Below are 26,969 nucleotides of genomic sequence, written 5' to 3' on the forward strand. Positions count from 1 at the left end.
AGACGACTCCGCGTCGGTCTCGCTCTTCGCGATCACCTCGGCACGCTCCACGACCTCCAGCTCGGCGCGGCCCTTCGTGCCGTTGACCGCGACCCGGTACCCCTCCCACGGGCTGTGGGCGTTGAGCGCGTAGGTGAGCACGGCGCCGCGGGAGTAGTCGACGATCGCGGTGAGGTTGTCCTCGGCGGTGATGCCGGCATCGAAGACGGAGCGGTCGCGCTGGTAGCCGTCGTGCTGCTCAGCCTTCAGGTAGAGCGCCTCGAGCCGCTCGTCCGAGCGCAGATCCAGCTCGAAGGGGTCATGCGCACCGTCGTGGGTGCCGCGCTCGGGCAGGGGCGCGCGGCCCTGGGAGACGGCATTGTCCTGGCCGTAGAAGCGCAGACCGCCGCGGGCGTAGACCTGCACGGGCGTATCCGTGAGCCACCAGTTCACGAGGTCGAAGTGGTGGGCGGCCTTGTGCACGAACAGCCCGCCGCTGTTGACCTTCTCGCGATGCCAGCGCCGGAAGTAGTCGGCGCCGTGCTGGGTGTCCAGCACCCACTCGAAGCTCACCGAGACCACCTCACCGATCTCGCCGGAATCGATGACCTGCTTGAGCGCGGTGTTGCGCGGGCTGTAGCGGTAGTTGAAGGTGACGACCACGCTGCGGCCGGTGCGGTCGATGGCGTCCTGGATCGCGCGGGCCGACGGGGCATCGATGGTCAGCGGCTTCTCGACCACCACATCCGCTCCGGCCTCGAGCGAGCGCACGACGTGCTCGGCGTGCAGCCGGTCCACGCTGGTGACGATCACGCGGTCCACCCGCTGCTCCCGGATCACGTCCTCGAGCTGATCGGGCCCGGCCAGGACCACCTCCGCGAAGGCCGGCACCCGATCGCGGTGGAACTCGCGCCGGGAGGGGTTGATGTCCAGCAGCGCCACCAGCTCGGCGACGTCGGCGTGAGCTCCGACGATCGCATCGAGATACATCTGGGCGCGGTGACCGGAGCCGATCAGGGCGTAGCGGGTGGTCATGTCTCTCCTGGGTCGGTCGTGATGGTGCGGTGACGAGCTGTCGTGGTGATGTTGTGGTGCGGTGGTGCGGTGGTGCGGTGGTGCGGTGGTGAACTATTCAGTCTGCGGCGACCCGGGCGCGCACGGCCCGGTGAGGTCTGCTCCGGTGAGGTCTCACGAGAAATGCTTCGTTCTCAGCCACTTCGGGACCGAAAGTGGCTGAAAAGTGAGCAATCGTGGGGGCGCCGCCGTACTCGGCGGCCGCCGCGGGGCGCCGCCGCGCGGGTCGGCCGCCGCGCGAGGCGCCGACGCCGCGAGCCGCCGCCGCGCAGGTTCGCTGCACGGCCCACCGTTGCACGGCACACCGCTGTGCGGCCCGCCGCTGCACGGCCCACCGCTGCACGGCCCTCCGTAGCGCCCGGCGGAGCCCAGCACCCGCCGGTCACTTGATGCCCGTGGTGGCGAAGCCCTTGACGAGGAATCGCTGGCCGAACAGGAACACCAGGAACAGCGGGATCAACGAGACCACCGACATGGCGAACATGGCGCCCCAGTCCGAGGATCCCTGCGTGTCCAGGAACGACTTCAGCGCCAGCGGCACCGTGAAGTTGTCGGGGCTGGTGAGGTAGATGAGAGAGCCGAAGAAGTCGTTCCACATCCACATGAAGGTGAAGATGGTGGTGGTCGCCAGCGCCGGCAGCATGAGCGGCAGGATCACCTGGAAGAAGATCCGGAAGTGGCCGCAGCCATCGATCCGGGCGGCCTCGTCGAGCTCCCGCGGGATGCCGCGGATGAACTGGACCATGAGGAACACGAAGAACGCATCCGTGGCCAGGAACTTCGGCAGGATCAGCGGCAGCATCGTGTTCACCCAGCCGGTCTGGCTGAAGATGATGTACTGCGGCACGATCACCACGTGGATCGGCAGCATCAGCGTCATCAGCATGACGGCGAAGGCGATGTTGCGTCCCCAGAACTTCAGCCGTGCGAAGGCGTAGGCGGTGAGCGAGCAGGCGATGAGGTTGCCGATCACGCAGCCCAGCACCAGCAGCGTCGAGTTCATGAGGTAGTGCGAGAAGGGCTGGGCGAGCGACTCCCAGCCGCGCTGGTAGTTGGAGAAGTCCAGGCTCACCGGGAACAGGCCCGGGTTGCGGAAGATCTCCTCGTTCGGCCGCAGCGAGGAGACGACCATCCACAGCAGCGGATAGATCATCGCCAGGCTCGCCAGGATCATGATCGCGTGGCGGATCGAGCGCCGCGCCAGACGTCGGGGGCGAGGCTTCGGGGCGACGCGCTCCGAGGCGGGACGGTCCCCCGTCGCCGGTGAGGACGGGCTGGTGGCGGGAGTCTTGCTCTGAAGATCAGTCATCGTAGAACACCCAGAACTTGGAGACGAAGAAGTTGATGGCGGTGAAGATCGCGACGATGATCAGCAGCAGCCAGGCCATCGCGGAGGCGTAGCCCATGTCGAACTGGGTGAACCCCTTCTGGTACAGGTACAGCGTGTAGAACATCGTCGAGTCCGACGGACCACCCGTCCCACCCGAGACCACGAAGGCCTGGGTGAAGGACTGGAATGCGTTGATCACCTGCAGCACCACGTTGAAGAAGATGATCGGGGTCAGCAGCGGGATCGTGATCCGGAAGAACTTGGCGAGCTTCGAGGCGCCGTCCACGGACGCGGCCTCGTAGTACATCTCGGGGATCTGCCGCAGCCCCGCGAGGAAGATGATCATCGGGGATCCGAAGGTCCACACGTGCAGCAGGATGATCGTGCCCAGAGCCGTATCGGGGTTGGAGACCCATCCCGGCAGGTCCGTGAACCCGAACATTCCGGCGACCTGGTTGATCAGGCCGTTCGCGCCGAACATCTGGCGCCACAGGATCGCGATCGCGACCGAACCGCCCAGCAGCGAGGGCAGGTAGAACACCGAGCGGTAGAAGGACAGGCCCTTCATGCCCTGGTTCAGCACCACCGCCAGCAGCAGCGCCGCGATCAGCTGCAGCGGCACCCCCACGAACACGTAGATGAACGTGACCACCAGCGAGTTGTGCAGGCGGGTGTCCGCGATCATCTGGCGGATGTTGTCCAGCCCGACGAACTCCGGGGGCGCCAGCAGGCTGTAATCGGTGAACGCCAGCACGAACGACGCGATCATGGGGATCAGCGTGATCCCCAGCAGTCCGACCAGCCACGGCGCCATGAACACCAGCGCCGACTTGTTGTCCGGATGCTTCTCCTTCGGCCCGCCCTTTCGGCGGTTCGACACGAGCTGAGTCAGCTCACCGACAGCACTCATAGGCTTCTTCCCTTCCTTGTCGGTCCCGGCTCACCGCCTGGACGGGGTCTCCCCCACCGGGCGGTGTGCCGGGACGAGAGTCGTCTCAGCCCAGGGCCCCGGCGAGTTCGTCGAGCAGGCGCTGACCGGCCTCGGCCGGAGTGGTGGTGCCGAAGAGCATGTCCTCGCAGGCACGGGTCAGGATGTCCTCGAACTGGCCACCGCCCTGCGGGGTGATCTCGGGCGCTCCGCCCAGCTCGTTCTCGACCGCGCCGAGGTAGTCCACGGCCTTCATGTTGGCCTCGTCGAGGTCCGGGACGATCGCCTCGCGCACCGTGAGGTTGCCGGGCACGCCGCGCTCGACGGAGAGGATCTTGCCGGCATCGGGCGAGTTCACGAGGTAGTCGACGAAGGCGACGGCGGCCTCGGGGTTCGCGGTCTGGGCGGAGACCGCCCAGTACATCGACGCCTTGTACCAGAGCTGCGCGTCTGCGGCGGAGCCGGTCATCGACGGCGGGCGCAGCACCGTCACGCCCTCGGGGACGAGACCGTCGTGCGCGACGACCTGGTTGGACCAGGCGACGGTCATCGCGACCTTGCCGGTCGCGAACAGCGACTGGTCCATCGCCTGCGCGGCATCCTCGACGGAGACGCTCGCGCCGGGACCGGCCTTGTCCTCCTGGATCTTCTTCGCCCACTCGAACCATGCGGTCGCGGTCTCCACATCGAACCCGGCCGCGCCGTCCTTGTACTGGTCCTGACCGGCCTGGCGCACATAGACCTGGAACAGGCCCTGGACGGAGCCCATCTGGGTCATGCCGTAGGTGCCGTCGGGAGTGGCCTCGGTGATCTTCACCGCGGTCTCGAGGAGGTCGTCCCAGGTCCAGGTGGTGTCATCGGGGATCTCAACCCCGGCCTCCTCGAACACGACGGGGTTGATGAGGAAGGCGAAGGCGTTCAGGCCCGCGTTGATCGCGGCGAGGCCGACTTCGGCCAGCTCGCCGACCTCGACCGAGCCCTCCACGAAGTCGTCCGTGGCCAGGCCCGCGCCGGCGAGGTCGAGCAGGGCGCCGCGACCGCCGTACTCGGCGAGGTACTTCTCGTCCATCTGCACGATGTCGGGGAAGTCGCCGCCGGCGGCCTGGGTGGCGAGCTTGTCCCAGTAGCCGCTCCATTCGCCCGGCTCGAGAGCGATGGTGACGTCCGGCTGGGCCTCCGCGTAGGCGTCGGCGACGTTCTGGGTGTTCTCGTCACGGGTGGGGTTGCCCCACCAGGCCACGCGCAGCGAGGCGGAGCCGTCCTCGCCGCCTCCGCCGCCGGTGCCACCGGAGGCGTTGGGGCCGCAGGCCGCGAGGGCGGCCAGACCGGGGACGGCGATGCCGAGGGAGAGGGCGGAGCGTCGGGTGAGCATCAGATCTCCTTTGATCTTCTGTGGTCGTCGCGGCGGCAACGGCCTCCGCTGGGTCATGGTCGATGGTGCGGGAACTGCGGGGGACGACGGCGGAGCGGTCACGACCGTGGAGCAGTCGTGCGCCACGCTGGATGAAAGGTTTCATTCCCCGGGGGGCCACTCTCGTCGAACGCCCGGACGGGCCGCCCGCCGTGAGGCGGGTCACCCCAGGAAAGCGCTTCACGGAGGGTTTGTCAACTGCCCTCGATCACGGGGGGATCACGAAGCCCCGCCGTCGGGAATCCAGCCCGAGCCGGCGCCGCGAGCCCGCCCCCCGGGGGTGGTGGTGCGAGGTGGGTCGACGGTGACGTCGGAGAGCGCATACCCTTGCGTCACCAGCGGCACCGCACCTAGTGTCGGACCACAACTCACCCCTGAATCGACTCAGGGGTCGGCGTCCTCGCCGAACGGAAGGATCGATGATGATCACTCGTCGCACCACGCTCGCCCTCCTCGCCGCCGCCGGTGCCGTCCCCGCTCTGGCCTCCTGCGGCCCGAACGCCTCCCGCGGCGGCGGCGAGGGAGGAGAGGGCGGTGCGCTGCGGATCTACTGGTGGGGCGGAGACCTGCGCGCCGGGATGACTCGCGACGCCCTGGATCTGTTCTCCGAGGCGCACGCAGACATCGAGGTCGCGCCCGAGTACAGCGAATGGACCGGCTACTGGGACAAGCTGGCCACCCAGTTCGCCGGCGGCGACGCCCCGGACGTGCTGCAGATGGACGAGGCCTACATCGACTCCTACGGCACCCGCTCCTCGCTGCTGGACCTCGAGTCGATCTCCGACGTGCTCGACCTCAGCGCCATGGACGACGCGGTGCTCGACACCGGACGCCTGGCCGACGGCACGCTCGTCGGCGCCCCGCTGGGCATCGGGATCTTCTCGATCGGGGTCAATCCCACCCTGCTCGAGCAGGCGGGGGTCGAGATGCCGGACGACACCTCGTGGACCTGGGACGAGTTCGCCGAGATCGCCGCCGCCGTCAGCGAGTGGGGCAGCAGCTCCGGCGAGGACGTGGTGGGCTTCGACTTCTTCGGCACCAGCGCCGCGGAGCTCGGGGCCTGGGCGCGCCAGAGCGGCGAACAGCTCTTCCCCCGCGAGGACGAGACGCTCATCAGCCTCGAGACCATCGTCAGCTACCTCGAGTACGCGCTCGACCTGGTGGACTCGGGTGCGGTGGTGGCGCCGTCCGAGCAGCTCGAGGACTTCGCCGCCGGGGTCGAGCAGGGCCGCTTCGGGAACAATCGGGCCGCGTTCCACCTGCAGTTCCACACCCAGGTGCAGACCTTCCAGAAGTCCTCCGGCTCTCCGCTGCAGCTGCTGCGGCTGCCGGCCCGCACCAGCGGCGACCACCAGATGGTCAACAAGGCCTCGATGTACTGGTCGATCGCCGCCCAGGTCGCGGATCCGGCATCCGCCGGGACCCTCGTGAACTTCCTGCTGCGCGATGCGGAGGCCGCGAAGATCCTCAAGATCGAGCGCGGCGTCACCTCCTTCCCCGAGCTGCAGGAGGAGATCGAGACCGTGCTGGACGAGGACGAGATGGTCTCCCTCGAGTTCGCCCGCACCATGCAGTCCGAGGTGGTGCGGCCGCCGCTGGTCACTCCCGCCACCGGCGTCGGCTTCGGCGACGAGCTCTCCCGTCTCGGCGAGGAGTCGCTGTTCGGCACCCGCCCGCCCGCGGAGGTCGCCGAGGAGATCCTCACCGTGCTCACGGGAATGCAGCCCGAGGGCTGATCGCCGTCGAAGGAGACGTCATGCACCCCGCCGCCCGCTCCCGTCGCGCCCCTCGCTCCGGACCCGCTCCCTCCCGCCGCACCGCGCTGACCGCACTGCCCCTCGGGGTGCTCGGGGCGGGGGGCCTCGCCGCCTGCGGGCCGAACGCCTCCCGCGGCGGCACCGGAGGCGGCGAGGGCGAGGACGACCAGAGCTCTCTGCGCTTCTCCTGGTGGGGGAACCCGGAGCGCGCCGCCACCACACAGGAGGTGATCGAGCTGTTCCTCGCGGCGCATCCCGAGGTGACGATCGCCGCCGAGCCCGGTGACATCTCCGGCTACTTCGACAAGCTCGCCACCTCGGTCGCCGCCGGGGACGAGCCCGACGTGATCACCATGGGCGGCGCCTACCCTGCCGAGTACGCCGCGCGGGACGTGCTCCTGGACCTCGGCACCGTCGCGGACGAGCTGGACCTCTCGGGGATGGACGAGGGCGCTCGGACCAACGGCACCGTCGGCGGCACCCAGGTCGCGGTGACCACCGGCATCAACGCCCCGGGGATGATCGTGAACCATGCACTGCTCGAGGACGCGGGCGTCGAGCTCCCGGATCCCGAGACCTGGACCTGGGAGGACTTCTCGGAGACGGCCCAGGCGGTCAGCGAGGCCACGGAGGCGGGCACCTACGGCTCCGGCACCGTGTTCACCCACGACTCCCTGGACCTGTGGGCCCGCCAGCACGGCCAGATCCTCTACACCGAGGACGGGGAGATCGGGGTGGACGTCGCCACGGTCGCCGCGTTCTTCGAGTACTCCAAGCAGCTCGTGGACTCCGGCGCCTCCCCCGGTGCCGACGAGCTCGTCGAGCTCACGGACGTCGGTCCCGAGCAGACGCTGGTGGGACGCGGGCAGGCCGCCTTCATGCTCACCTGGTCCAGCTCGCTCACCGCGCTGTCCGAGGCCTCCGGGGCGGACCTCGCGGTCGTGAAGATCCCCGGGGAGTCCCAGGAGAGCGGGGTGTGGCTCCAGTCCTCGCAGTTCTACACGATCTCCGCCCGTTCCGCGTCGCCCCGGACCGCGGCCGCGCTGGTGGACTTCCTGGTCAACGACCCGGAGGCCGGGACGCTGATCCTCACCGACCGCGGGGTGCCTGCGGTCGAGTCGGTGCGCCAGGCGATCCTGCCCGAGCTCTCGGAGACGGCGCGGCGCGAGGTCGAGTACATCTCGGCGCTGGGCGAGCTGGAGCTCAAGCCCACCTGGATCGGCCCGGCCGGCTCCACAGCGGTCGCGGAGATCACGCCGCGCCATCAGAACTCGGTGCTGTTCGGGGATGCCTCCGCCCAGGACGCGGCGCAGTCCTGGCACGACGAAGCCGTCGCCGCCGTCGCCGGATGAGCGGCGACCGACCCGGCACAGGATCCGAGCCGATCGACCGCCGGGCGGTGATCTCCCGCCACGATCCGCACCTCACCGGAGCCGAGGACGGCGTGCTCTCCGTGGGCAACGGGCACTTCGCCGTCGGGGTGGATCGCACCGGAACCCAGACCCTGAGCGGCCCCGGGAGCGGCGAGACCAGGGTGAACACCCTGGCGGAGTGGGGCTGGCACACCGTGCCCGAGCCGCCCCCGCAGCCCTGGGAGTCACTGCTGCGCCCCGTCTCCACCCATCACGGCACCGTCCCCTTCATGGATCTCCCGGGCGGCACCGAGGATCCGGGCCCGGCCGCCGCCTGGTTCCGGGAGAACCCGCACAAGGTCTCGCTGCTGCGGTTCGCACTGGTGGAGGCCTCCACCGGCCGCCCTCCCGCGGCCGCCGATCTCGCCGGGGCCACCCAGCACCTCGAGCTGTGGACCGGGACGCTCCGTTCACGGTTCCGCTATCGCGGCCGCTCCTGCACGGTGATCACGGCCGCGGACCCCGAGCACGCCGCGATCGCCCTCCACGTCGACGCCCCCGGCCTCGCTCTCGCCCTGAGCTTCCCCTATGCCTCCACGGCCTGGGACCTCGCCGCGGACTGGCAACGGCCCGGAGCCCACACCACGAGGCTCGAGGACGGCCGGATCCGTCGGCGGATGGACGATCTCGCGTACGACGTGGTGGTCCGCGGCGCCCAGCTCCGGGGCACCGGGGAGCACGAGGTGCGCCTCGTGGCGACGGGCCCGCGGAGTGCCGCGGCGGGCGGGCGAGCGGACCGCGTCCCCCCGGAGGCGCCGATGGACGTCGTGCTCGAGCTGGTCCCGCGCGAGGTCCCCGCGCTCGCGCTGCAGACCGCGCCGCAGGGGACCCGTCCCGGCGAGAGTCCGGCGAGCGCGGCCGAGCTGCGTGAGCGCTCCGCCCGCTTCTGGTCAGGGCACTGGCAGGAGACAGGGATCCTGGACCTGGGAGAGGTCGAGGACCCTCGGGCTGCGGAGCTCGAGCGCCGCGCGGTGCTCTCCCGCCAGGTGCAGCGGGTCCACGCCGCCGGGGTGCTGCCCCCGGCGGAGACCGGGCTGCTGGCGAACTCGTGGCGCGGGAAGTTCCATCTCGAGATGCACTGGTGGCACGCCGCGCACTTCGCGCTGTGGGGCGATGCCTCCTCGCTCCGGCGGGGGCTCGAGGTCTACGGGGCGATGCTCCCCGCGGCGCAGGAGACCGCCCGCCGCCAGAGATGCCGCGGGGCGCGCTGGCCCAAGCAGATCGGCCCCGACCTGCAGGAGTCCCCCAGCGACATCGGCCCCTTCCTGCTGTGGCAGCAGCCGCATCCGATCCATCTGGCGGAGCTGCTGCGGCGCGCCGTCCCGTCGGCGGCGACCGATCCGATGCTGCAGGAGATCGTCGAGCAGAGCGCGCTGTGCCTGGTGGACCTGCTGCGACCGGACGGCGACCGCTTCGGCGTCGGCCCTCCGCTGATCGGAGCCCAGGAGCGTCATGTCGCCCACCGCGACCGGGTGCAGGACGCGAGCTTCGAGCTCGCCTACACGGCCTGGGCCCTGCGCATCGCCGATGCCTGGAGGGCGGCGCGGGGCGCCCGGGATGCCGGAGAGCTCACCGGGATCGCTCGTCGGATCCACCGGCCGCTGACCGCGGCCGGTGCCCTCTCGACCTTCCGCGCCGGGCCGGCGCTCGAACGCTCCGACCATCCCTCCCACCTGCTCGCCCACGGGATGGTGCCTCCCACGGGCACGATCCCGGACGCCGCGGCGGGGGCGGCCCTCGCGGATGTCATGGCCGACTGGGACTGGGAGAGCACCTGGGGCTGGGACTACCCGGCGATGGCGATGACCGCGGCCCGGCTGCGACGAGGCGAGGACGCGGTGGCGGCCCTGCTGCACCCGACGCGGAAGAACCGTTGCGACGGCGCGGGGCACTTCCCCCAGCGTCCCGGCCTGCCCGCCTACCTGCCCGCGAACGGCGGCACGCTCATCGCCCTGGCGCTGATGGCGGTGGGCTGGGAGGGCGGCCCTGCGAGCCCTGGACTCCCGCCGCAGTGGAGGGTGCGGCACGAGGGGATCCTCCCCCTGCCCGGCCCGCTGCCGGCCTGAACGGCCGGGACCGCCACATCCCGTTCAACTGCCCGACATCCGCACCCGCTAGCGTGACCGCCGCGACCGGATCGGCGGACGGGATCGGCGGAGGGAGGCCGGCGTGGACTTCACCGCGTGGGCCATCAGCCTGATGGAGTTCCTCGGCGGTCCGGGGATGGCCCTGGTCATCGCCGCCGAAGCACTCTTCCCCCCGATCCCGGGGGAGATCCTGCTGCCCTTCGCCGGGGTGAGCGCCGCCGCGAACGGGCAGCACGTGCTGGTGCCGCTGCTGTGGACCACCCTCGGCTCCGTCCTCGGCGGGCTCGGCGTGTACGCGGTGGGGCGGGCGCTCGGGCTGCGCCGCACCCGGGCGGTGGTGCGCCGGCTCCCGCTGCTCGAGGAGCGGGACGTCGACACCGCGATGCGGTTCTTCGAACGGTGGGGCTTCCCCGCGGTGGTGCTGGCCCGCTTCGTGCCCATGGTGCGCACCTTCATCTCGATCCCCGCCGGGATCGAGAGAATGCCGGTAGGGCTGTTCGCCCTGGCCACCGCGGTCGGCTCCGGGATCTGGAATGCGGTGTTCGTGGTCGCCGGTTACGCCTTCGGCCAGGCGGGCGGCGAGGTGCTCGAGGGGTTCGTGCGGATCTACTCGACGATCGTGGCCGGGATCGGGGTCCTCGCCGTGATCGGGCTGGTGATCCAGCGCCTGCGCGCCCGGCGGCGCGCCCGGGACAGCGCGCGGGACGAGGCCGATGATCCGGCGACACCGCCTACCCTCGAGGGATGACCAGCCACCCCCGCTCCCCCGCCGGCACAGGGCGCGCCGGCCCCGCGGCGGATGTCGGCCGCTGGTTCTCCACCGCCACCTCCCGCTCGCCCGACGGGCCCGGCCCCACCCGCGGCGGGCCCCGACTGCCCGGTTGGGGGCCGATGGAGGGAGCGCAGTACGGCCGCCGCAGCGCACCCGCGGACATCGATGCCGCGCTCGGGATGCTGCGGGGCCGTCCGGTCGCGGTGCTCACCGGCGCCGGGATGTCCACCGGCTCGGGACTGCCGGACTACCGAGGGCGCGATGCAGTGCCCCGCTCCCCCATGACCTACCAGGAGTTCATCGGCCACGACCTCGCCCGCCGCCGCTACTGGGCCCGCTCGACCGTCGGCTGGGAGCAGTTCCGCAGCGCCCGGCCCGGGCCCGCCCACCGCCTGCTCGCGGCGCTGGACCCGGCGGCCTTCCCGGTCACCGCGGTGATCACGCAGAACGTGGACGGACTGCATGCCGCGGCCGGCTCCGCACCGGTGATCGACCTGCACGGGCGGCTGGATCGGGTGCGCTGCCAGCAGTGCGAGGCGGTCTCCTCCCGCGCGGCGCTGCATCAGCGGATGCTGATGATGAACCCCGCGCTCGCGGCGCGGCTGCCGGAGCTCGCGGCCGAGGCGGCCCAGGCGCCCGACGGGGATGCCGAGGTGGACCGCACCAGCTCCTTCCGCTACCCGCCGTGCCCGCTGTGCGGCGGGATCCTCAAGCCCGACGTGGTGTTCTTCGGGGAGTCCGCGCGCCGGGAGGTCGTGGCGGCGGCTTTCGCGGCGCTCGAGGCGGCCCACGCGCTGCTGGTGCTCGGCTCCAGCATCACCGTGCAGTCCGGGCTGCGGTTCGTGCGCGCCGCCGGGCGCCGGGAGATGCCTGTCGTGATCCTCAACGACGGCCCGACCCGCGCGGACCCGGACGCCACGGTGCGACTGCACGGACGGCTCGAGGACGTGCTGAGCAGCTGGGCGGACGCGGTCGGGGCCACCACCCGCTGAGGGCGGCGAGACCGCTGACCTCGCAGGTCATCTCCTGCTGAGCAGCTCCACGGCCAGGTCCCGGACCTGGCCGGCGTCGAGGGTGCGAACCCGCAGCGGCGGATCCTCGGCGGCGGGGCCCTCGGCCTCCATCAGCAGCACCTCGTCCTCCGCCGCGGCGACGCTGACCTGCCTCACCGCGCCGTCGTCGGCGCGCACCGCGGTGAGCACCACCAGCGCACGGGCGGCGGCCAGCCGTGCCGCGATCGGGTGGCCGGCGGCGAGCTCCGAGCCGCGGACCACGGCGGATTCCGCCGTCCTGCCCTGCGATGTCCCGTCCGAGGACGGACCGGCCGCGCCGGCGACGCCGTCCCGGTCCACGACCACGGCCAGGCGCGCCGCCGCCTGCTCGGCGCGAAGGGGCGTGAAGCGGTGCAGGCCGGAGGGGGTGACCTCCTCCTCGAGCACGCCGTCGGGGTGGACGTAGTGGTGGAGCCGCTGCACCTCGGGCCCCTGCGGCGTCTGGACCGTGCGCTCGGCGGTGGTGAAGGTCGGGGCGGTGCGCCGCAGCAGCAGGCAGCCCGTGATCGTCGGCTCCGCCTGCCAGCGCCGCTGCCCGGTCGCGGGATCGAGCACCTCGTGGATCCGCTCGGCGGCGAGCAGGGCGCGCAGCGCGACCTCCGCCGCGGCCTCCCGCTGCTCGGGGCGCTGTGCGAGCCACGGCTCGGCGGCGAACTGTGGTCGGTCCTCCCCGTCCAGCCCCGCGATCTGCTCGTCGGTGAGGACGAGCAGCAGCTCCGGTGCGCCCTCGGCCGTGCCGCGCAGCACCCCGGCGGCGGCCGCGACGTCCTCGCGCGTGTACGGAACTGGGCCGGGATCAGGGCCGGGATCATGAGGGGTCATGGTCTCGACCCTAGCCGCGGCTGCTCCTCCCGGACACCACCGCGTCTCAGGATCCCGCCGACGTCGCGCTGCTCTTCGGCGTCTCCCCCGTGGACCAGAAGTACAGCAGCCCGGTGCCGTTCAGCAGCCGATCGCCGATCGCGCGCTCCTGGTAGATCACGGGATTGTGGGAGGACAGCGTGCGGGCATTGCGCCAATGGCGGTCCAGCGCCCGGGAGGTGGAGGTCGCCGAGGCCCCGCCCACCTCGAACAGCTCGGTGGTCACCGAGAGCACGTCGGGGACTGCCGTGAGCTGCGCCTGGATGGTGCGCAGCTCCGCGGCGTCGATCAGGGCCTCGCGGTCGGGTCCGGTGGCGGAGCGGGCGACCTCGAGGGAGCGGGCGGCGGCGAGCACCGCGTCCTCGGCGGCGGCGACGCGGGCCGAGAGGCGGCCGATCACCTGCTGGACCAGCGGGTCCTGTGCGACGGTGGCGCCGCTGCCCTGGGAGTAGACACGGGTGCGGGAGCGGACGAAGCCCACCGCGTCGCGCAGCGCGGCACGCCCCACCCCGACGAGGGAGGAGAGCAGCACCAGCTGCAGGAAGGACGTCTGGGTGGTGGGGGCCCCCTCCCCGCCCTGGGGCCGCACCCGCACCTGCTCGGCGGGGACGTGCACGGCCTCGAAGAGAGTGGAGCCGCTGCCGGTGAGGATCTGGCCGAAGCCGTCCCAGTCATCGCGCAGGGTGACGCCGGGAGCGTCGCTGGGAACGGTGACGCGGGCGCTGCCGCCGTCCTCGGTGCGGGCGGAGACGTCGATCCAGTCCGCGAAGAGCGACCCGGTGGAGTAGTGCTTCTCCCCGTCGAGCCGGAAGCCGTCCCCGTCCGGGAGCACGGTGGTGACCAGGTCCCCGACCGTGGCGGTGCTGCGTTCGTGGCTCGCGTTGCCGAAGACGGCGCCCGCCGCGATCGCCTCGAGCCGGCGCTCGGTGTCCGGGCCGTCCTCCCCGAGCAGCAGCTCCTCGACGTGGGAGAAGTGGGCGCGCAGCAGCTGGGGCAGGTTCGAGTCCGCCTCGCCGAGGTCGATCAGCAGGCGGAAGAAGGTCTCGATCCCGGCGCCGTGGCCGCCCAGGGTGATCGGAACGGTCACGGCGGTGAAGCCGGCGTCGGCGAGCGCCCGCACCTCCGCATGGGGCAGGCGCCGCTCCCGGTCACGGACCGGGCCGTCGGCCGCGATCTCCGCGAGCACCGGGGCGAAGTGCTCGCGCAGCGCGGCGTAGTCGGCCGGCGCGGTCGGGGCCGCGGGGCGACTCCGATGCGCGGCAGCGCCGTCGGCGGCGGTGTCGTCGGTGCCGGTGCGGTCGGTGGTGGTGGTCATGCGATCTCCTCGAGCTCGGGGTGGGGCAGCGCGGCGACGAGCTGCCGGGTGTAGGGGTGGCGGGGCGCGTGCAGCACCTCGTCGGCGGTGCCGGACTCGACGATCCGGCCGTGCTGCATCACCAGCACCCGGTCGCTGACGTGGTGGATGACGCCGAGATCGTGCGAGATGAACAGGTAGGCGGTGCCGAGCGCCTCCTGCAGGTCCGCGAGCAGGTCGAGCACCTGCGCCTGGACGGAGACGTCGAGGGCGGAGACGGGCTCGTCCAGCACCAGCACCTCGGGATCGGTGGCGATCGCACGGGCGATCGCGGCCCGCTGCCGCTGACCGCCGGAGAGGGTCTGCGGGTGCCGGCCGGCGAAGGAAGGGTCCAGGCCCACGGCGCGCAGCAGCGCGGCGACCCGCTCGGTGCGCTCGCCGCGGTCGGTGCCGCGCCGGCGGGCGCCGTCGGTCTCGTCCCGGCGGGCCGACGGGAGGGCGTCGGCGATGGTGCGGCCGACGGTCCAGCGCGGGTCGAACGACGACAGCGGATCCTGCTGGACGACGGCGATGCGGCGCCTCCGCGCCCGTCGGCGGCGCTCGGGGATGCCCGTCCAGGGCTCGCCGTCGAGGGTGACACCGCCGGTGGTGGGCTGGGTGAGAGCGAGCGCCATCCACGCGGTGGTGGACTTCCCCGAGCCGGACTCGCCGACGATCCCGAGGGTCTCCCCGGCGTGGAGCGCGAAGGAGACGTCCTGGACGACCGCACGGGTGCGGCCGTCGGGCCCGCGGTAGCTCTTGCCGAGCCCTTCGGCCTCCAGCACCGGGCCCTGCGTCGCGCGGCGCGGCACGATCCGGGCGGTCGTCGCCTCCGCCTCGGCGGACACGGCGGGCTCATGCGTCGTGTCGTCGGGCGGGGTGTCGGCGGGGGCTGCGGCCCGGGCGTGCGAGGAGAGGGCGATCGGTGCGGGCGGGAGGTCGGAGAGCCGCCCGCCGCGGGAGGCGGCCGAGGGGATCGCGGCCAGCAGGCGCCGCGTGTAGGGATCCTGCGGGGCGGTGAGCACCTGGGCGGTGGGGCCCTCCTCGACGACGCGGCCGTGGTGCATGACCAGCACGTGATCGGCGAGCCGTTCGACGACGGCGAGGTCGTGGCTGATGAGGATCACCGCGCGCCCGGCGGCGAGGTTCTGCTCGAGCAGCTCGAGGATCTGCGCCTGCACGGTGACGTCCAGCGCAGTGGTGGGCTCGTCCGCGATCAGCACCTCGGGGTCCATCGCCAGGGCCGCCGCGATCAGGGCGCGCTGGCGGAGTCCACCGGAGAGCTCGCTGGGCAGCTGGCGGGCGCGCAGCGCCGGTTCGGGCACGCTCACCGAGGCCAGCAGGTCCTGCACCCGCTGCGGGCGCTGTCCCCGGGGCACTCCGTGCACGCGCAGCGGCTCGGCGATCTCGGTGCCGACCTTCCGCAGCGGGTCCAGGGAGACCAGCGCGTCCTGGAGCACGTAGCCGATGCGGCGGCCGCGCAGGGCGCGCAGCTGCTGCTCGGAGGCGGTGAGGACGTCCACGCCCGCGTCGAGGGTGGAAGCGGTGATCTGGGCGCCGGGACCGTTCAGGCCCAGCAGGGCGCGGGCGGTCACCGACTTCCCCGAGCCGGATTCGCCCACGATTCCCAGGCAGGTGCCGGGGCGGAGGGAGAAGGACACGTCATGGACCACCTCGTGGCCGTCGAAGGCGACAGAGAGGTTCTCCACGGTGATCAGGTCGGTCATCGCTGGGCTCCTGCATCGGTGGCGCGCTGGAGGTGCCTGCCGAGCACCGTCAGCGACAGGGTGAACAGGACGATCGTGATGCCGGGGAAGAAGTCCATCCACCAGGCCTGTTGGATGTAGTTGCGACCGGCGTTGAGCATCGCGCCCCACTCCGCGGTGGGCGGCTGCACGCCCATGCCGAGGAATCTCAGCGCCGCGGCCCACACGATCGCCTGCCCGATCCCGAGCGTGATCAGCACCGTCAGCGGGCGGAAGGCGTTGGGCAGGAGGGTGCGCAGCAGGATCCGCACCGGCGGATGGCCCAGCGCCCGGGCTGCCTCCACATAAGCGCTGGCGCGCACCACCAGCAGCTGGCCGCGGACCATGCGGGCGTAGCCGGGCATGGTCGCGAGCCCCACCGCGACCATCTGGGTCAGGGCGCTGTTGCCGTAGACGGCGATGAGGATCAGGGCGAGCAGGATCCCGGGGAAGGCGTAGAGCACCTCGATCACGCGGGTCACGGCGCCGTCGGCGATCCGGCCGCCGAGGCCGCCCAGCATCCCCAGCACGAGGGCTCCGGCGAGGCCGATCGCGGTCGCGCCGATCCCGATCACCAAGGACTGACGGGCACCGTGGATCACCCGGCTGAACACGTCGCGGCCCGACTGGTCGGTGCCGAAGAGGTGCTCCGCGCTCGGCGGGGCGAAGCTCTCCGAGAGGCTGATCTCCAGCGGGTCCTGCGGGGCCAGCAGACCGGGCACCAGGGCGGACAGCAGCACCGTCCCGACGACAGCGCCCGCGGCCACCAGGCCGACGGTCCCGGCGACGGGCCGGCGCCGGGCCGTGCGGAGGCCGGGGGTGGGGGCCTGGCCGGTGGCCGACTCCGGTGGGGCCGGAGCGGGCCGGCCGGGGGTGGGCTGAGCAGGAGTGGGCGGGGCGAGAGTGGTCATGAGGAGCGTCCGATCGCGTGGCGGAGACGGGGGTCGACGAGCACGGAGGCGAGGTCGCTGAGGATGTTGGCCAGGACGTAGACCGCCGCGACCACGAAGGTCACCCCGATCACGAGCGGCAGGTCCTGGGCGGTGACGGCGGCGACCAGGACCTGGCCGATGCCCTGGCGGGAGAAGATCACCTCGACCACGACGGCGCCGGAGATCAGGGAGCCCAGCCCCCAGCCGGACAGGGCGATGCCGGGCAGTGCCGCGTGGCGCAGCACCTGCCGGCGCCTCACCTCACCGGGCCGGGCGCCGCGGGAGAGGGCGGAGAGCACGAAGGGTGCGCGCAGCGCCGCATCGAACTCGTCGCGGGTCACCTGGGCGAGGAAGCCGCCCAGCGGGATCCCGAGGGTGAGCGCGGGAAGGACCAGCCCGGCGGGGCCGTCGTCCACCACCGGCAGCCACTGCAGCACCACCGCGAACACCACCAGCAGCACCACGCCGAGCCAGAAGTGCGGCAGCGCGGCGAAGACCACCTCGATCGCGGAGCCGAGGCGGCCCCAGCGGCCGGGTCGACCGGCGGTGAGCAGGGTGAGGGCGATCGCCAGCGCCCAGGCGATCAGCAGCGCGGCGGCGGTGAGCTGCAGCGTGGGCGCGATCTGCTCGGTGACGATCGAGATCACGGGCTGCTTCATGGTGTAGGACTCCCCGAGGTCCAGCACGGCGAGGCCGGCGAGGAAGTGGCCGTACTGGATCAGCACCGGCTGGTCGAAGCCGTACTGCTCGCGCACCGCCTCGAGGGTCTCCTCCGGCGGGTTCGCGGAGGCGCCGCCGAGGATCGTCTGCGCCGGGTCGCCGGGCACCAGGTGCTGCAGGAAGAACACGATGGTCGCCACCGCCCACAGCAGCAGCACGGAGGAGCCGATCGTGGTGAGGATCCGGCGGGCCGGGAACCGCCCCCGGCCCGCGCCGTGCGGTGTGAGCTCGGGCGGGGTGTGCGGGCCCGACGGGGTGTGCGGGTCGGACGAGGTGCGCGGATCGGCCGGGTCGTGCGGATCGGCCGGGAGGCCGGTGGGCGTGGTGGTCGTGGTCATCTCAGGCTCCGTCCCGGTTCAGGTAGGCGTCGTGGAGGACCGGCTCGCCCTCGCTGGGTTCGATCCAGATGTCGGAGACCAGATCGGAGCGGATCGCGAGCCGGGTCTGGATCGGATAGAGCGGGATGTGCCAGGCCTGGGCGGTCAGCAGCTGCTGGGCGCGGGAGTAGAGCTCCTGCTGCCGCGTGGGGTCGGTGGTCGCGGCGGCCTCCAGCAGGGTCTCGTCGAGCTCCTCGTCGTAGGCGTAGGAGACGTTCTGGCCGTTGTCGATCTCGTAGGTCTCCTGCGAGAACTTGATGTACATGACCCCGGCGGTGGGGCTGTTCCAGTAGCCGCCGCGGATGTCGAAGGCGTTCTTGTCGCGCCGGATCGCGGTGAGCGAGGCGGCGTCGGTGGGGATCAGCTGCACGTCCACGCCGACCCTGCGCTCCATCGCCTGGAAGTTCTGGAGGATGGTGAGATCCGCCGGGGGCGTCTCCCCCGGATCAGAGGCATAGGGCAGGCGCAGCGTGAGGCGCTCCCCGTCGCGGGTGCGGTAGCCGTCCTCGTCCCGGTCTGCCCAGCCCGCCTCGTCCAGCAGGGCGTTCGCGCGCGCCGCGTCATAGGGGTAGGGCTGATGGTAGGTCTCGTCGTAGAACGGGGTGCCGGTCGAGATCGCATTGCCCTCGTAGGGGAACACCCCGGCGTAGGCGCTGTGCACGATGCCGGGCGCGTCCGCGGCATGGACCAGGGCGCGGCGCACCCGGAGGTCCGACAGCGCCGGGTGGGTGGTGTTCAGATCCAGGGCGTAGGGCACGCAGGAGTGCACGAAGTCCTGCGTCTCGATGCGGTCGTCGGCCTGAGCGGTGGGCACGGACTCGGGCGGCAGGTTGAAGATCGCGTGCACCTTCCCGGAGGCGAGCGCGCCGTAGCGGGCGGTGTTGTCCTTGAGGAAGCGCCAGGTGAGCTTCTCGGCGTAGGCGGGGCCCTGGTGCTTGGCGTCGGCCGGGGCGGAGGTGTGGTCCTCGTTGCGCACCATCACCACCTCCCGGTTGCGCCGCCACTCGACGATCGTGAAGGGTCCGGTGCCGACGGGCGCCTCGCAGTTCTCGGCGAGGCCTCTCGCCATCGCCTTCGGGGACTCGATGCCGAAGAACGCCTGGGCGAGCACGGTGAGCAGCGGTGAGTAGGGGCGCTTGAGGGTCACCCGCACCACCTGCTCGGAGAGCGACTCGGCGGAGACGAAGTACGGGGAGAGGTAGAGCAGGGCCGTGGAGGACTGGGTCTCGGGATCCATGATGTGCTCGAAGTTCGCGACCACCGCGTCGGCGTCCAGCACCTCCCCGTCGGTGAAGCGCACGCCCTGCTTGAGGGTGAAGTCGTAGACGAGCCCGTCCTCGGAGATCTCCCAGGAGTCCGCGAGCCAGGGCACCACGGAGCCGTCGGGCCGCATCGAGACCAGCGAGTCGAGGTACTGGCGGGCGATGTAGGTCTGGGGCATGTCGCCGCTGTTGTGGGGGTCCAGGCAGGTGGGCTCGCGATCGGTGGCGTAGATCAGCTCGCCGCCCTCGCGGGTGCCGGCGGGCAGATCCGCGGTCGGGGACGACCATGCGCTGCCGCAGGCGCCCAGCACGGAGCCGGCACCGGCGGCGGCCAGGCCGGTCATGACGGTTCGTCGACGCACGGAGGCTCCTTCTGCTCGGGACGCCCGGCAGCGACCGGACGCGAGGAACACTAGGGAGGGTTCAAAGCTGTGCCTAGGACCGTGACGGCGCGAGAACAACGATGACGGGCTCGGCGCGGCCTCGGCCCCGGCACCGCGCTCGCCGGTCATGCGGCGTCATCGAGGGACACGCGAGGTGCGGGCACTCGACCGTCCGGGTGAAGGTGGCGTCACACCCACGGGACGCCCGCCCCCGGACGCCCGTTCCCCGGCACCCCGGACGCCCGCCCCCGGAAACCTGCCCGCAGACACCCGCCCTCGGCTGATCGGACGACCACCCATGGCCCCCAAGCCCCTGATCCTGAACCTCTTCGAGATGAACTGCGTCGGCCACATCACCCACGGCCTGTGGCGCCTGCCGGACAACAACCGCCACCGCTACACGGACCTCGAGTACTGGACCGAGCTGGCGCGGATCGCGGAGGACGGCGGGTTCACGGCGATCTTCATCGCGGACGTGGTCGGCGCCTACGACGTCTACGACGGCTCCGCCGAGACCGCGCTGCGCGAGGGGCTGCAGATTCCGAACAACGACCCGATGCTCGTGGTCCCGGCGATGGCGGCCGTCACCGAGCGCCTCGGCTTCGGCATCACCTTCTCCACCAGCTACGAGCCGCCGTTCGCCTTCGCACGGCGCATGTCGACCCTCGACCACCTCACCAACGGCCGCGTGGGCTGGAACATCGTCACCTCGTACCTGCCCAACGCGGCACGGAACTTCGGGCTCGCGGAGGAGATCGAGCACGACCACCGCTACGAGATCGCCGACGAGTACCTCGAGGTGCTCTACAAGCTGTGGGAGGGCTCCTGGGACGAGGGGGCCGTGGTGCGGGACGTGGAGGGGAACGTGTACACCGACCCGACGAAGGTGCACCGGATCGACCACCAGGGGGAGAACTTCTCCGTCGCCGGGCCCCACCTGTCCGAGCCGTCGCCGCAGCGCACCCCCACCCTGATCCTCGCCACCGCCTCCCCCGCCGGAGCGCTGCGCGCGGGCCGCCACGCCGAGCTGGTCTTCACCCACGGCCCGCTGCTGGAGCGCACCGTCCCGGCGGTGCGCGCGGCCGCCGAGGAGGCGGGCCGCGACCCGTCGGACCCGAAGTTCGTCGTCCAGGCCGCCGTGATCACCGCCCCCACGCAGGAGGAGGTCGACGCGAAGCTCGCCCAGTACCTCGAGCACCGCTCCACCGAGGGGATGCTCGTGCACCAGTCGGTGCCGATCCGCGCCCTGGACCATCCGCGCGAGCGCACCATCGCCGAGGCGCTCGAGATCGAGGGCCTCCCGGCGGACACCCCCGTCGGCCGCAAGGGCGCGCACGAGACGATCGGCGATCTGCTCGACGCGGTGGACGAGGCCTGGCAGGACCGGTTCTTCGTGGCGGGCACGCCGGAGGTGGTGGCCGATGCGATCGAGCACTGGCTGGACGTGGACGGGATCGACGGCATCAACCTGCGCCAGTACCACTCCTTCGACACCGTGCGGGACTTCGCGGAGCTGGTCTCGCCGATCCTGCGCGATCGCGGGCGCCTGCCCCAGCAGGGATCGACGCTGCGCGCGCGCCTGACCGGCACCGACCGGCTGCCCGCGGAGCATCCGGCCGCCGCGCATCGCGGGGCGTTCGTCGAGAACGGGGTCTGAGGGCGGCGCAGGGCGGACAATGGCCGGGACGCACCGCCCGGACGAAGGAGCTGATCCCCGATGACCGCCCCGCTGCCGCTGCTCGACCTGAACGCCGACCTCGGAGAGGGCTACGGCGACTGGTCGATGGGGGACGACGCCGCGATGCTCGAGGTGGTGACCACCGCGAACATCGCCTGCGGCGGCCACGCGGGCGATGCCCGGACGATGCGCGCGGCCACCCGGGCGGCCGCCGCCCGCGGCGTGGCGATCACGGCGCACGTCGCCTATCCGGACCGCGCCGGCTTCGGCCGACGCTTCCTCGACATGGCCCCCGCGGATCTCACCGACGAGGTGGTCGTGCAGGTCGGGGCGCTGCAGGCGATGGCACGCGCCGAGGGGACGAGCGTGCGGGGCGTGAAGCCGCACGGCGCCCTCTACAACACCCTCGCCCACCACGCGGACCAGGCCGCCGCCGTGGTGGAGGCGCTGCGCCAGCTCGAGGGACTGCCGCTGGTGGCCGCTCCCGGCGCCGTGGTCATCGAGCACGCCCGGAAGGCAGGGCTCGAGGTGGTCCTCGAGGGATTCGCCGACCGCGCCTACCTCGCAGGCGGCACGCTCACCCCGCGCACGGCCCCGCGCGCGGTGCTGACGGATCCCGCGGCGGTCGCGGCGCAGGCGCTGTCGATCGCGACGGAGCAGGGGGTGCGGGCGGCCGACGGCAGCTGGGTGGACCTGCCGGTGCGCTCGCTCTGCCTGCACGGGGACACCCCGGGCGCGGTGGAGCTCGCCCGCACGGTCCGCGCCCGCCTCGAGGAGGCCGGTGTGGGGCTCGGCGCCGCGCTGTGAGCGAGGAGGCCGGCCGTCCGGCTCGGCTCGATCCGCCCTCGGCCGTGCATCGCGCCGGGGAGGCCGCACTGCTGGCCCAGTACCCCGGGACCGCCGAGGTCCTCGCCGCGGCGGCCGCGGTGCGCGAGCTCGCGCCAGCACATCTGATCGACCTGGTCCCGGCCGAGCGCACGCTGCTGCTGGTGGGGAGCGCCGCCCGGGACCTGCCGCGCTTCGCGGCGCTGCTGCGGGATCTCCCGACCGCCGCCGGGCAGGCCGGAGCGGGCGGCGAGGTGAGGATCGACGTCGTGTACGACGGCGAGGACCTCGCTGAGGTCGCCGAGCTGCTGGGCATGAGCACCGGTGCGCTGATCTCCGCGCACAGCGGGTCCGTCTGGACCGCAGCCTTCGGCGGTTTCGCCCCCGGCTTCGCCTACCTGCTGCCCGAGGCCGCCCGGGAGACCGACGGGGGTGCTGAGCGAGTTCACGACCGAAGTGCCGACGAAAGCGTCGATGCCGTCACCGATGCCGTCGGCCCGCCATGGGAGGTGCCCCGCCGCGCCGAGCCCCGCACCGCCGTGCCCGCCGGCGCCGTCGGCCTCGCCTCCCGCTACTGCGGGATCTACCCCCGCCCCTCCCCCGGCGGCTGGCAGCTGATCGGCCGCAGCGATGCCCCCCTGTTCGCTCCGGACCGGGAGCCGCCCGCCCTGCTCACGCCCGGCACCCGGGTGCGCTTCGCACCGCAGCGGGCGAGCGCACGGCTGCCCGTGCCCGCCGTCGCGCGCCGGGGCAGACGCCGACCGGCGACGGCGGGCGAGACCGCCCCGGAGTCTGCGCGGCCTGTCCTGGAGGTCCTCTCCCCCGGTCCCCTCGCCCTGCTGGAGGACGGCGGCCGCGCGGGCCGGGCGGCGAGCGGGGTGAGCCGCTCCGGCGCCTTCGACCAGGGCGCGATGCTGCGCGCGAACCTCGCCGTGGGCAACCCCGCCGCAGCCGCCGTGCTCGAGGTGGTGGCCGGTCCCCTGCGGCTGCGCGCCCTGGCACCGATCGTGCTCGCCGTCTCCGGTGCCCGGGCTCCGATCGGGCTGCACCGGGCGGAGGAGGACGGCGCCGATCGCGAGCTCGACCCGCTCGCGAGCCATGAGGTGCCGCTCGCCCTGGATCCCGGGGACCTGCTCGAGGTGGGCCCGGTGACGGCCGGGCTTCGCCTGGTGCTGGCCGTGCGCGGCGGCCTGCTCGGGACAGCCGAGACGGACCCCGTGCTCGGCACGGGCGGGATGCTCCCCGTGCTCGGATCCCGCTCCCGCGACACCCTCTCCACCCTCGGCCCGGCTCCGCTCACCGCCGGGGACCTCCTGATCGTCGGCCCCACGACGAGCCTGGACGCCGTGCCCGCGCCCGTCCCCGCGGAGCCCGTGCCGGCGGAGGAGCACGCCACCGCGACGGATCCGCTCGAGATACCCCTGCACGCCGGACCGCGCGACGGGCTGCTCGGCGCGCCTGCCCTCAACCACCTGCTCACCACCACCTGGCAGGTGCGCCCCGACTCGAACCGGGTGGGGGTGCGGCTGGACGGCGCCCCTGTCACCGTGCCGTCGGAGCTGGGGACTCTTCCCAGCGAGCCGATGCTGCCCGGCGCGGTCCAGATCCCACCGTCGGGGATGCCGGTCGTGTTCGGGCCGGACCACCCCACCACCGGCGGCTACCCGGTGATCGCCGTGGTGACGCGCCCGGGACTGGACGCCCTGGCGCAGGCCCCGCCCGGGACCGCCCTGCGCTTCATCGCCGTGCCGGGCAGCCTCCGCTGAGGCGATCCCTCACCGGGTGGCGCCGTTGACCCCCGCCTCCACCGGGCGCTCGGGAAGCGCCGCCTGGGGCAGCAGCTGCGCATGCGGGACCTGCTGCGCGAGCATGCCCTGCTGCAGGCTGCTCCGGGGCGGGGAGGAGTGCTCCGCAGCGGGGGCCCGGCCACTCCAGGACGTCAGAAGGATCCCGCTCGGAGGTCTCGATGAAGCGCGAGCTGACGTCGGTCCAGCGGCTGCGAAAGTCCTCCGCGTCCCCGCCGACCCGGATCTCCGGTCGCATCACGGCAGAGGTGAGGGTCTCGCGCAGCTCCTCGAGGCGGCGCCCGCGCTCCAGGAACACCCCGGCGACATCCCGAAGCGCCTCGGTATCGGCGCCGTAGATCTCTGACATCTCTCCCACTGTCACCCGGGCACCCGGGCACCCGGGCACCCACCGTCCCGGACATTCCGTTGTCGAATGGCCGAACCTAGGGGCCCTCGCCGTGGACCGCGATGGCGAGCACTCCCCATCGGCAGAGTTCCCCTCGGCGAGGTCCGCATCGGCAGGAACTGTGCGAGGAGACGGCCCGCCGCGCCGCCGCCGACGATGACACGATGTCCCCATGCCGCGACTGCTGCCCGACCCTGCCTACTTCGCAACCCTGCCCAAGGTCCTCACCTCGGGAGCCGTGATCCTGCGGGACGAGCACGATCACCTGGTCATCGAGAAGCCGAACTATCGCGACCACTGGTTGCTGCCCGGAGGCGGCGTCGACGCCGGCGAGGACGCCCGGCAGTGCGCACAGCGTGAGGTGCTCGAGGAACTCGGGCTCGACCTCGAGGTGGGCCGACTGCTGACGGTCGACTGGCTGCCCGCCAGCCCGGTCCGCAGCGCGCCGATGGGCGTGCACTTCCTCTTCGACGCCGGCGTGGTCCCCCGCGCGGAGCTCGAGGCGACGGTGGTGCCGCAGGCCGAGGAGCTCGACGACTGGGCCATGATCCCCGAGTCCGAGGCCCACCTGCTCTCCCCCTGGGGTGCCGCCCGGGCTCTGCGCGCACTCGCGGTGCTGCGCGGCGAGGCAGAGGTGGACATGGTGACGCACCCCCGGCACTGAGCGACCGCATGGCCCTCGGCATCGCGGAGCGCCGGAGCGCCCGTGCGCCCGTGCGCCCCGGCACCGCGAACCACGCAGCCCGCAGCCCGCAGCCCGCAGCCCAGCTCATAGCCCGCGCCCCGCACCACCGAGCAACCGAGCAACCGAGCAACCGAGCAACCGAGCAACCGCAACTGTTCTGAGACCTCGGACTTTTCCTCACACTGACCAGGAGTGGAGCGGAGCGGATCGCCTCCGCCGCCGATCCGATGTGATCCAGGACTCGGAGTCTCGGGCGGGAATGGGCCATCATGTGCCACACCCGATCCCCGTCGACGGAGATGACCATGAGCTCTTCGACCGCCTCCTCCCAGGCCCAGTCCCCGGCCCGCGGCCCCCTGACCAGGTCCCAGCGCCTGGACCGCCTGCCCTTCACCCGCAAGCACGGCAAGCTGCTGGGCGCCTCCGGCATCGGCTGGGCGCTGGATGCGATGGACGTCGGCCTGATCTCCTTCGTCATCGCGGCGCTGAGCGTGCACTGGGAGCTCAGCAAGGCCGACGGCTCGCTGATCGCCTCGGCCGGGTTCGCCGGCATGGCGATCGGCGCGAGCGTGGGCGGGCTGCTCGCCGACCGCATCGGCCGCCGCTCCGTCTTCGCCCTGACCCTGTTGGTCTACGGTCTGGCGACCGGCGCCTCCGCGCTCGCGATGGGGGTCGGTGCGCTCATCGTGCTGCGCTTCATCGTCGGCCTCGGCCTCGGCGCCGAGCTGCCGGTCGCCTCGACCCTGATGAGCGAGTTCGCCCCGGCCCGGATCCGCGGCCGCGTGATCGTGTGGCTCGAGGCGTTCTGGGCGCTGGGCTGGATCCTCGCCGCCGTGATCGGCACCTTCGTCGCCGCCTCCGGGCCGACGGGCTGGCGCTGGGCACTGGCCGTGGGACTCGTGCCCGCGGCGTACTCGCTGGTGATCCGGTGGGGTACCCCCGAATCGGTGCGCTTCCTGGAGAAGCAGGGACGCACCGAGGAGGCGGAGCGCGTGGTGCGCAGCTTCGAGGAGTCCGCCGGAATCGACGCCCCGGGAAGCGCAGAGCACGGTGCGGACGCTGCGCCCGGCGCGACGGGCGAGGTCGAGCCCCGGGTCGCGGCCGATGAAGTCGGAGCCATCCCGGCGGCGGACCAGGTCGACGCCACGGCCGGCATCTGGTCCAAGCCCCTGCGGGCCCGCACCGCCGGGCTGTGGGCGGTGTGGTTCTGCATCAACCTCTCGTACTACGGCGCGTTCATCTGGATCCCGACGCTGCTGGTGGACCGCGGTTTCGACCTCACCCGCTCCTTCACGTTCACCCTGATCATCACGCTCGCCCAGATCCCCGGTTATGCCGCCGCGGCCTGGCTGATCGAGGTGCTGGGCCGTCGCTGGACGCTGACCGTCTTCCTCGCCGGCTCGGCGGTGGCCGCCACCTGCTACGGGCTCGCGGACACGGAGTGGACGATCATCGCCGCCGGCTGTGCGCTGAGCTTCTTCAACCTCGGTGCCTGGGGCGCGCTGTACGCGATCGGGCCGGAGCTCTACCCCACCCGGGTGCGCGGCACCGGCACCGGAGCAGCCGCCGCCTTCGGCCGGATCGCCTCGATGGCGGCACCGTTCCTGGTCCCGGTGTTCCTGGTCGCGGGCGGACAGGTGTTCGTCTTCGCCGCCTTCTCACTCTTCTTCGCCCTGGGCGCCGCCGCCGCATTCACCCTGCCCGAACAGCGGGGCAAGGCGCTCGCGGAGTAGCCGCGCGCCGGGCCTGGGCAGCCCGGGGTAGCCCTGGGCCGGCCTGGTCAGGCCTGGTCAGGCCTGATCAGGCCTGGTCGAGGGAGCCGTCGTAGGCGCAGATCGCGTCGACCTTCGCCGCGGAGCTGGACTGCGGATCGAACTCGAGGTCCAGCCACACCTTCACCAGCTCCTTCGCGAGCTCGAGCCCGATCACACGCTCGCCCATGCACAGCACCTGCGCGTTGTTCGAGAGCACGGAGCGCTGGACGGAGTAGAGGTCGTGCGCGGTGACCGCGCGGACCCCGGGGACCTTGTTCGCGGCGATCGCGACGCCCAGACCGGTGCCGCAGATCAGCAGCGCCCGGTCCGCCTCGCCCGCGGCGACCTTCTCCGCCGCGGCGACGGCGACGTTCGGATAGTAGGTGCCGTCCTCGCGGCCGGTGACGCCCACGTCGATG

21 protein-coding genes are annotated in these 26,969 nt (G+C 72.5%); 10 read left to right on the forward strand and 11 right to left on the reverse strand.

Annotation, left to right across the window (positions count from 1 at the left end; all coding sequences use genetic code 11):
- The 4 genes from VF289_RS05370 to VF289_RS05385 all read right to left on the reverse strand — a co-directional run.
- Window positions 1–1,014 (reverse strand): Gfo/Idh/MocA family oxidoreductase (locus VF289_RS05370; RefSeq protein WP_330881857.1); only part of this gene is annotated, 1,014 nt, incomplete at its 3' end.
- Window positions 1,015–1,435: 421 nt separating this feature from the next.
- On the reverse strand, window positions 1,436–2,362 hold the full coding sequence (locus VF289_RS05375; protein WP_330881860.1) for a carbohydrate ABC transporter permease: 927 nt from the start codon (window positions 2,360–2,362) through the stop codon (window positions 1,436–1,438).
- On the reverse strand, window positions 2,355–3,293 hold the full coding sequence (locus VF289_RS05380; protein WP_330881862.1) for a sugar ABC transporter permease: 939 nt from the start codon (window positions 3,291–3,293) through the stop codon (window positions 2,355–2,357). Before VF289_RS05380 ends, VF289_RS05375 begins: the two co-directional genes overlap by 8 nt.
- Window positions 3,294–3,378: 85 nt before the next feature.
- The gene (locus tag VF289_RS05385; RefSeq protein ID WP_330881864.1) at window positions 3,379–4,683 is read right to left on the reverse strand and encodes an ABC transporter substrate-binding protein; all 1,305 of its coding nucleotides are present in this window, start codon (window positions 4,681–4,683) and stop codon (window positions 3,379–3,381) included.
- A 458-nt stretch (window positions 4,684–5,141) separates the two neighbouring features.
- Here VF289_RS05385 and VF289_RS05390 point away from each other — a divergent pair, with 458 nt between their 5' ends.
- The 5 genes from VF289_RS05390 (at window position 5,142) to VF289_RS05410 (ending at window position 11,742) form a co-directional block, all read left to right on the forward strand.
- Window positions 5,142–6,458, forward strand: a complete 1,317-nt coding sequence (locus VF289_RS05390) for an ABC transporter substrate-binding protein (RefSeq protein ID WP_330881866.1) — start codon at window positions 5,142–5,144, stop codon at window positions 6,456–6,458.
- A gap of 20 nt (window positions 6,459–6,478) precedes the next feature.
- Window positions 6,479–7,831, forward strand: coding sequence for an ABC transporter substrate-binding protein (locus VF289_RS05395; RefSeq protein ID WP_330881868.1), 1,353 nt, complete (start codon window positions 6,479–6,481; stop codon window positions 7,829–7,831).
- On the forward strand, window positions 7,828–9,957 hold the full coding sequence (locus VF289_RS05400; protein ID WP_330881870.1) for a hypothetical protein: 2,130 nt from the start codon (window positions 7,828–7,830) through the stop codon (window positions 9,955–9,957). The genes VF289_RS05395 and VF289_RS05400 overlap by 4 nt, the downstream gene beginning before the upstream one ends.
- A 103-nt stretch (window positions 9,958–10,060) precedes the next feature.
- A complete protein-coding gene (locus VF289_RS05405; protein WP_330881872.1) occupies window positions 10,061–10,726 on the forward strand; it encodes a DedA family protein in 666 nt (221 codons plus the stop codon).
- On the forward strand, window positions 10,723–11,742 hold the full coding sequence (locus VF289_RS05410; RefSeq protein ID WP_330881874.1) for a Sir2 family NAD-dependent protein deacetylase: 1,020 nt from the start codon (window positions 10,723–10,725) through the stop codon (window positions 11,740–11,742). The genes VF289_RS05405 and VF289_RS05410 overlap by 4 nt, the downstream gene beginning before the upstream one ends.
- 27 nt (window positions 11,743–11,769) lie before the next feature.
- On the opposite strand, the gene VF289_RS05415 is transcribed toward VF289_RS05410, so the two are convergent.
- From VF289_RS05415 to VF289_RS05440, 6 genes are read right to left on the reverse strand one after another with little or no spacing between them, the layout of a single operon-like run.
- Window positions 11,770–12,624 (reverse strand): hypothetical protein, encoded by an 855-nt coding sequence (locus VF289_RS05415; protein ID WP_330881876.1) that lies wholly within the window; start codon window positions 12,622–12,624, stop codon window positions 11,770–11,772.
- Window positions 12,625–12,670: 46 nt separating this feature from the next.
- A complete protein-coding gene (locus VF289_RS05420; RefSeq protein WP_330881878.1) occupies window positions 12,671–13,978 on the reverse strand; it encodes an acyl-CoA dehydrogenase family protein in 1,308 nt (435 codons plus the stop codon).
- Window positions 13,975–15,723 (reverse strand): ABC transporter ATP-binding protein, encoded by a 1,749-nt coding sequence (locus VF289_RS05425; RefSeq protein WP_330881880.1) that lies wholly within the window; start codon window positions 15,721–15,723, stop codon window positions 13,975–13,977. Before VF289_RS05425 ends, VF289_RS05420 begins: the two co-directional genes overlap by 4 nt.
- Window positions 15,720–16,652, reverse strand: a complete 933-nt coding sequence (locus tag VF289_RS05430) for an ABC transporter permease (RefSeq protein WP_330881882.1) — start codon at window positions 16,650–16,652, stop codon at window positions 15,720–15,722. The genes VF289_RS05425 and VF289_RS05430 overlap by 4 nt, the downstream gene beginning before the upstream one ends.
- Window positions 16,649–17,731, reverse strand: coding sequence for an ABC transporter permease (locus VF289_RS05435; RefSeq protein ID WP_330881884.1), 1,083 nt, complete (start codon window positions 17,729–17,731; stop codon window positions 16,649–16,651). The genes VF289_RS05430 and VF289_RS05435 overlap by 4 nt, the downstream gene beginning before the upstream one ends.
- 1 nt (window position 17,732) lies before the next feature.
- Entirely contained in the window at window positions 17,733–19,394 is a 1,662-nt protein-coding gene (locus tag VF289_RS05440) for an ABC transporter substrate-binding protein (RefSeq protein ID WP_330881886.1), read from the reverse strand.
- A 319-nt stretch (window positions 19,395–19,713) separates the two neighbouring features.
- Here VF289_RS05440 and VF289_RS05445 point away from each other — a divergent pair, with 319 nt between their 5' ends.
- The 5 genes from VF289_RS05445 to VF289_RS05465 all read left to right on the forward strand — a co-directional run bounded on the left by VF289_RS05445 (window position 19,714) and on the right by VF289_RS05465 (window position 26,529).
- Complete coding sequence (locus VF289_RS05445; protein ID WP_330881888.1) at window positions 19,714–21,072, forward strand: NtaA/DmoA family FMN-dependent monooxygenase; 1,359 nt, start codon at window positions 19,714–19,716, stop codon at window positions 21,070–21,072.
- A 60-nt stretch (window positions 21,073–21,132) separates the two neighbouring features.
- Window positions 21,133–21,900: a 5-oxoprolinase subunit PxpA gene (locus VF289_RS05450; protein ID WP_330881890.1), complete on the forward strand. Its 768-nt coding sequence runs from the start codon at window positions 21,133–21,135 to the stop codon at window positions 21,898–21,900.
- Entirely contained in the window at window positions 21,897–23,684 is a 1,788-nt protein-coding gene (locus VF289_RS05455) for a carboxyltransferase domain-containing protein (RefSeq protein WP_330881892.1), read from the forward strand. Before VF289_RS05450 ends, VF289_RS05455 begins: the two co-directional genes overlap by 4 nt.
- A 599-nt stretch (window positions 23,685–24,283) precedes the next feature.
- A complete protein-coding gene (locus tag VF289_RS05460; protein WP_330881894.1) occupies window positions 24,284–24,775 on the forward strand; it encodes an NUDIX hydrolase in 492 nt (163 codons plus the stop codon).
- Between the two features lie 320 nt (window positions 24,776–25,095).
- Window positions 25,096–26,529 (forward strand): MFS transporter, encoded by a 1,434-nt coding sequence (locus VF289_RS05465; RefSeq protein WP_414644441.1) that lies wholly within the window; start codon window positions 25,096–25,098, stop codon window positions 26,527–26,529.
- A 67-nt stretch (window positions 26,530–26,596) separates the two neighbouring features.
- Here the strand turns inward: VF289_RS05465 and VF289_RS05470 are convergent.
- On the reverse strand, window positions 26,597–26,969 hold a 373-nt coding region (locus tag VF289_RS05470), incomplete at its 5' end, for a ribose-5-phosphate isomerase (protein ID WP_330881898.1).

This window comes from Brachybacterium sp. (genome assembly GCF_036379615.1).
Lineage (GTDB): Bacteria > Actinomycetota > Actinomycetes > Actinomycetales > Dermabacteraceae > Brachybacterium.

Excerpts from the sequence above, each read along its gene's own strand:
- VF289_RS05445 (WP_330881888.1), top strand. The coding sequence starts at position 19,714 with ATGGCCCCCAAGCCCCTGATCCTGAACCTCTTCGAGATGAACTGCGTC.
- VF289_RS05395 (WP_330881868.1), top strand. The coding sequence starts at position 6,479 with ATGCACCCCGCCGCCCGCTCCCGTCGCGCCCCTCGCTCCGGACCCGCT.
- VF289_RS05430 (WP_330881882.1), bottom strand. The coding sequence starts at position 16,652 with ATGACCACTCTCGCCCCGCCCACTCCTGCTCAGCCCACCCCCGGCCGG.
- VF289_RS05465 (WP_414644441.1), top strand. The coding sequence starts at position 25,096 with ATGACCATGAGCTCTTCGACCGCCTCCTCCCAGGCCCAGTCCCCGGCC.
- VF289_RS05415 (WP_330881876.1), bottom strand. The coding sequence starts at position 12,624 with ATGACCCCTCATGATCCCGGCCCTGATCCCGGCCCAGTTCCGTACACG.
- VF289_RS05410 (WP_330881874.1), top strand. The coding sequence starts at position 10,723 with ATGACCAGCCACCCCCGCTCCCCCGCCGGCACAGGGCGCGCCGGCCCC.
- VF289_RS05425 (WP_330881880.1), bottom strand. The coding sequence starts at position 15,723 with ATGACCGACCTGATCACCGTGGAGAACCTCTCTGTCGCCTTCGACGGC.
- VF289_RS05385 (WP_330881864.1), bottom strand. The coding sequence starts at position 4,683 with ATGCTCACCCGACGCTCCGCCCTCTCCCTCGGCATCGCCGTCCCCGGT.
- VF289_RS05435 (WP_330881884.1), bottom strand. The coding sequence starts at position 17,731 with ATGACCACGACCACCACGCCCACCGGCCTCCCGGCCGATCCGCACGAC.
- VF289_RS05450 (WP_330881890.1), top strand. The coding sequence starts at position 21,133 with ATGACCGCCCCGCTGCCGCTGCTCGACCTGAACGCCGACCTCGGAGAG.
- VF289_RS05460 (WP_330881894.1), top strand. The coding sequence starts at position 24,284 with ATGCCGCGACTGCTGCCCGACCCTGCCTACTTCGCAACCCTGCCCAAG.
- VF289_RS05380 (WP_330881862.1), bottom strand. The coding sequence starts at position 3,293 with ATGAGTGCTGTCGGTGAGCTGACTCAGCTCGTGTCGAACCGCCGAAAG.
- VF289_RS05375 (WP_330881860.1), bottom strand. The coding sequence starts at position 2,362 with ATGACTGATCTTCAGAGCAAGACTCCCGCCACCAGCCCGTCCTCACCG.
- VF289_RS05390 (WP_330881866.1), top strand. The coding sequence starts at position 5,142 with ATGATGATCACTCGTCGCACCACGCTCGCCCTCCTCGCCGCCGCCGGT.
- VF289_RS05400 (WP_330881870.1), top strand. The coding sequence starts at position 7,828 with ATGAGCGGCGACCGACCCGGCACAGGATCCGAGCCGATCGACCGCCGG.
- VF289_RS05420 (WP_330881878.1), bottom strand. The coding sequence starts at position 13,978 with ATGACCACCACCACCGACCGCACCGGCACCGACGACACCGCCGCCGAC.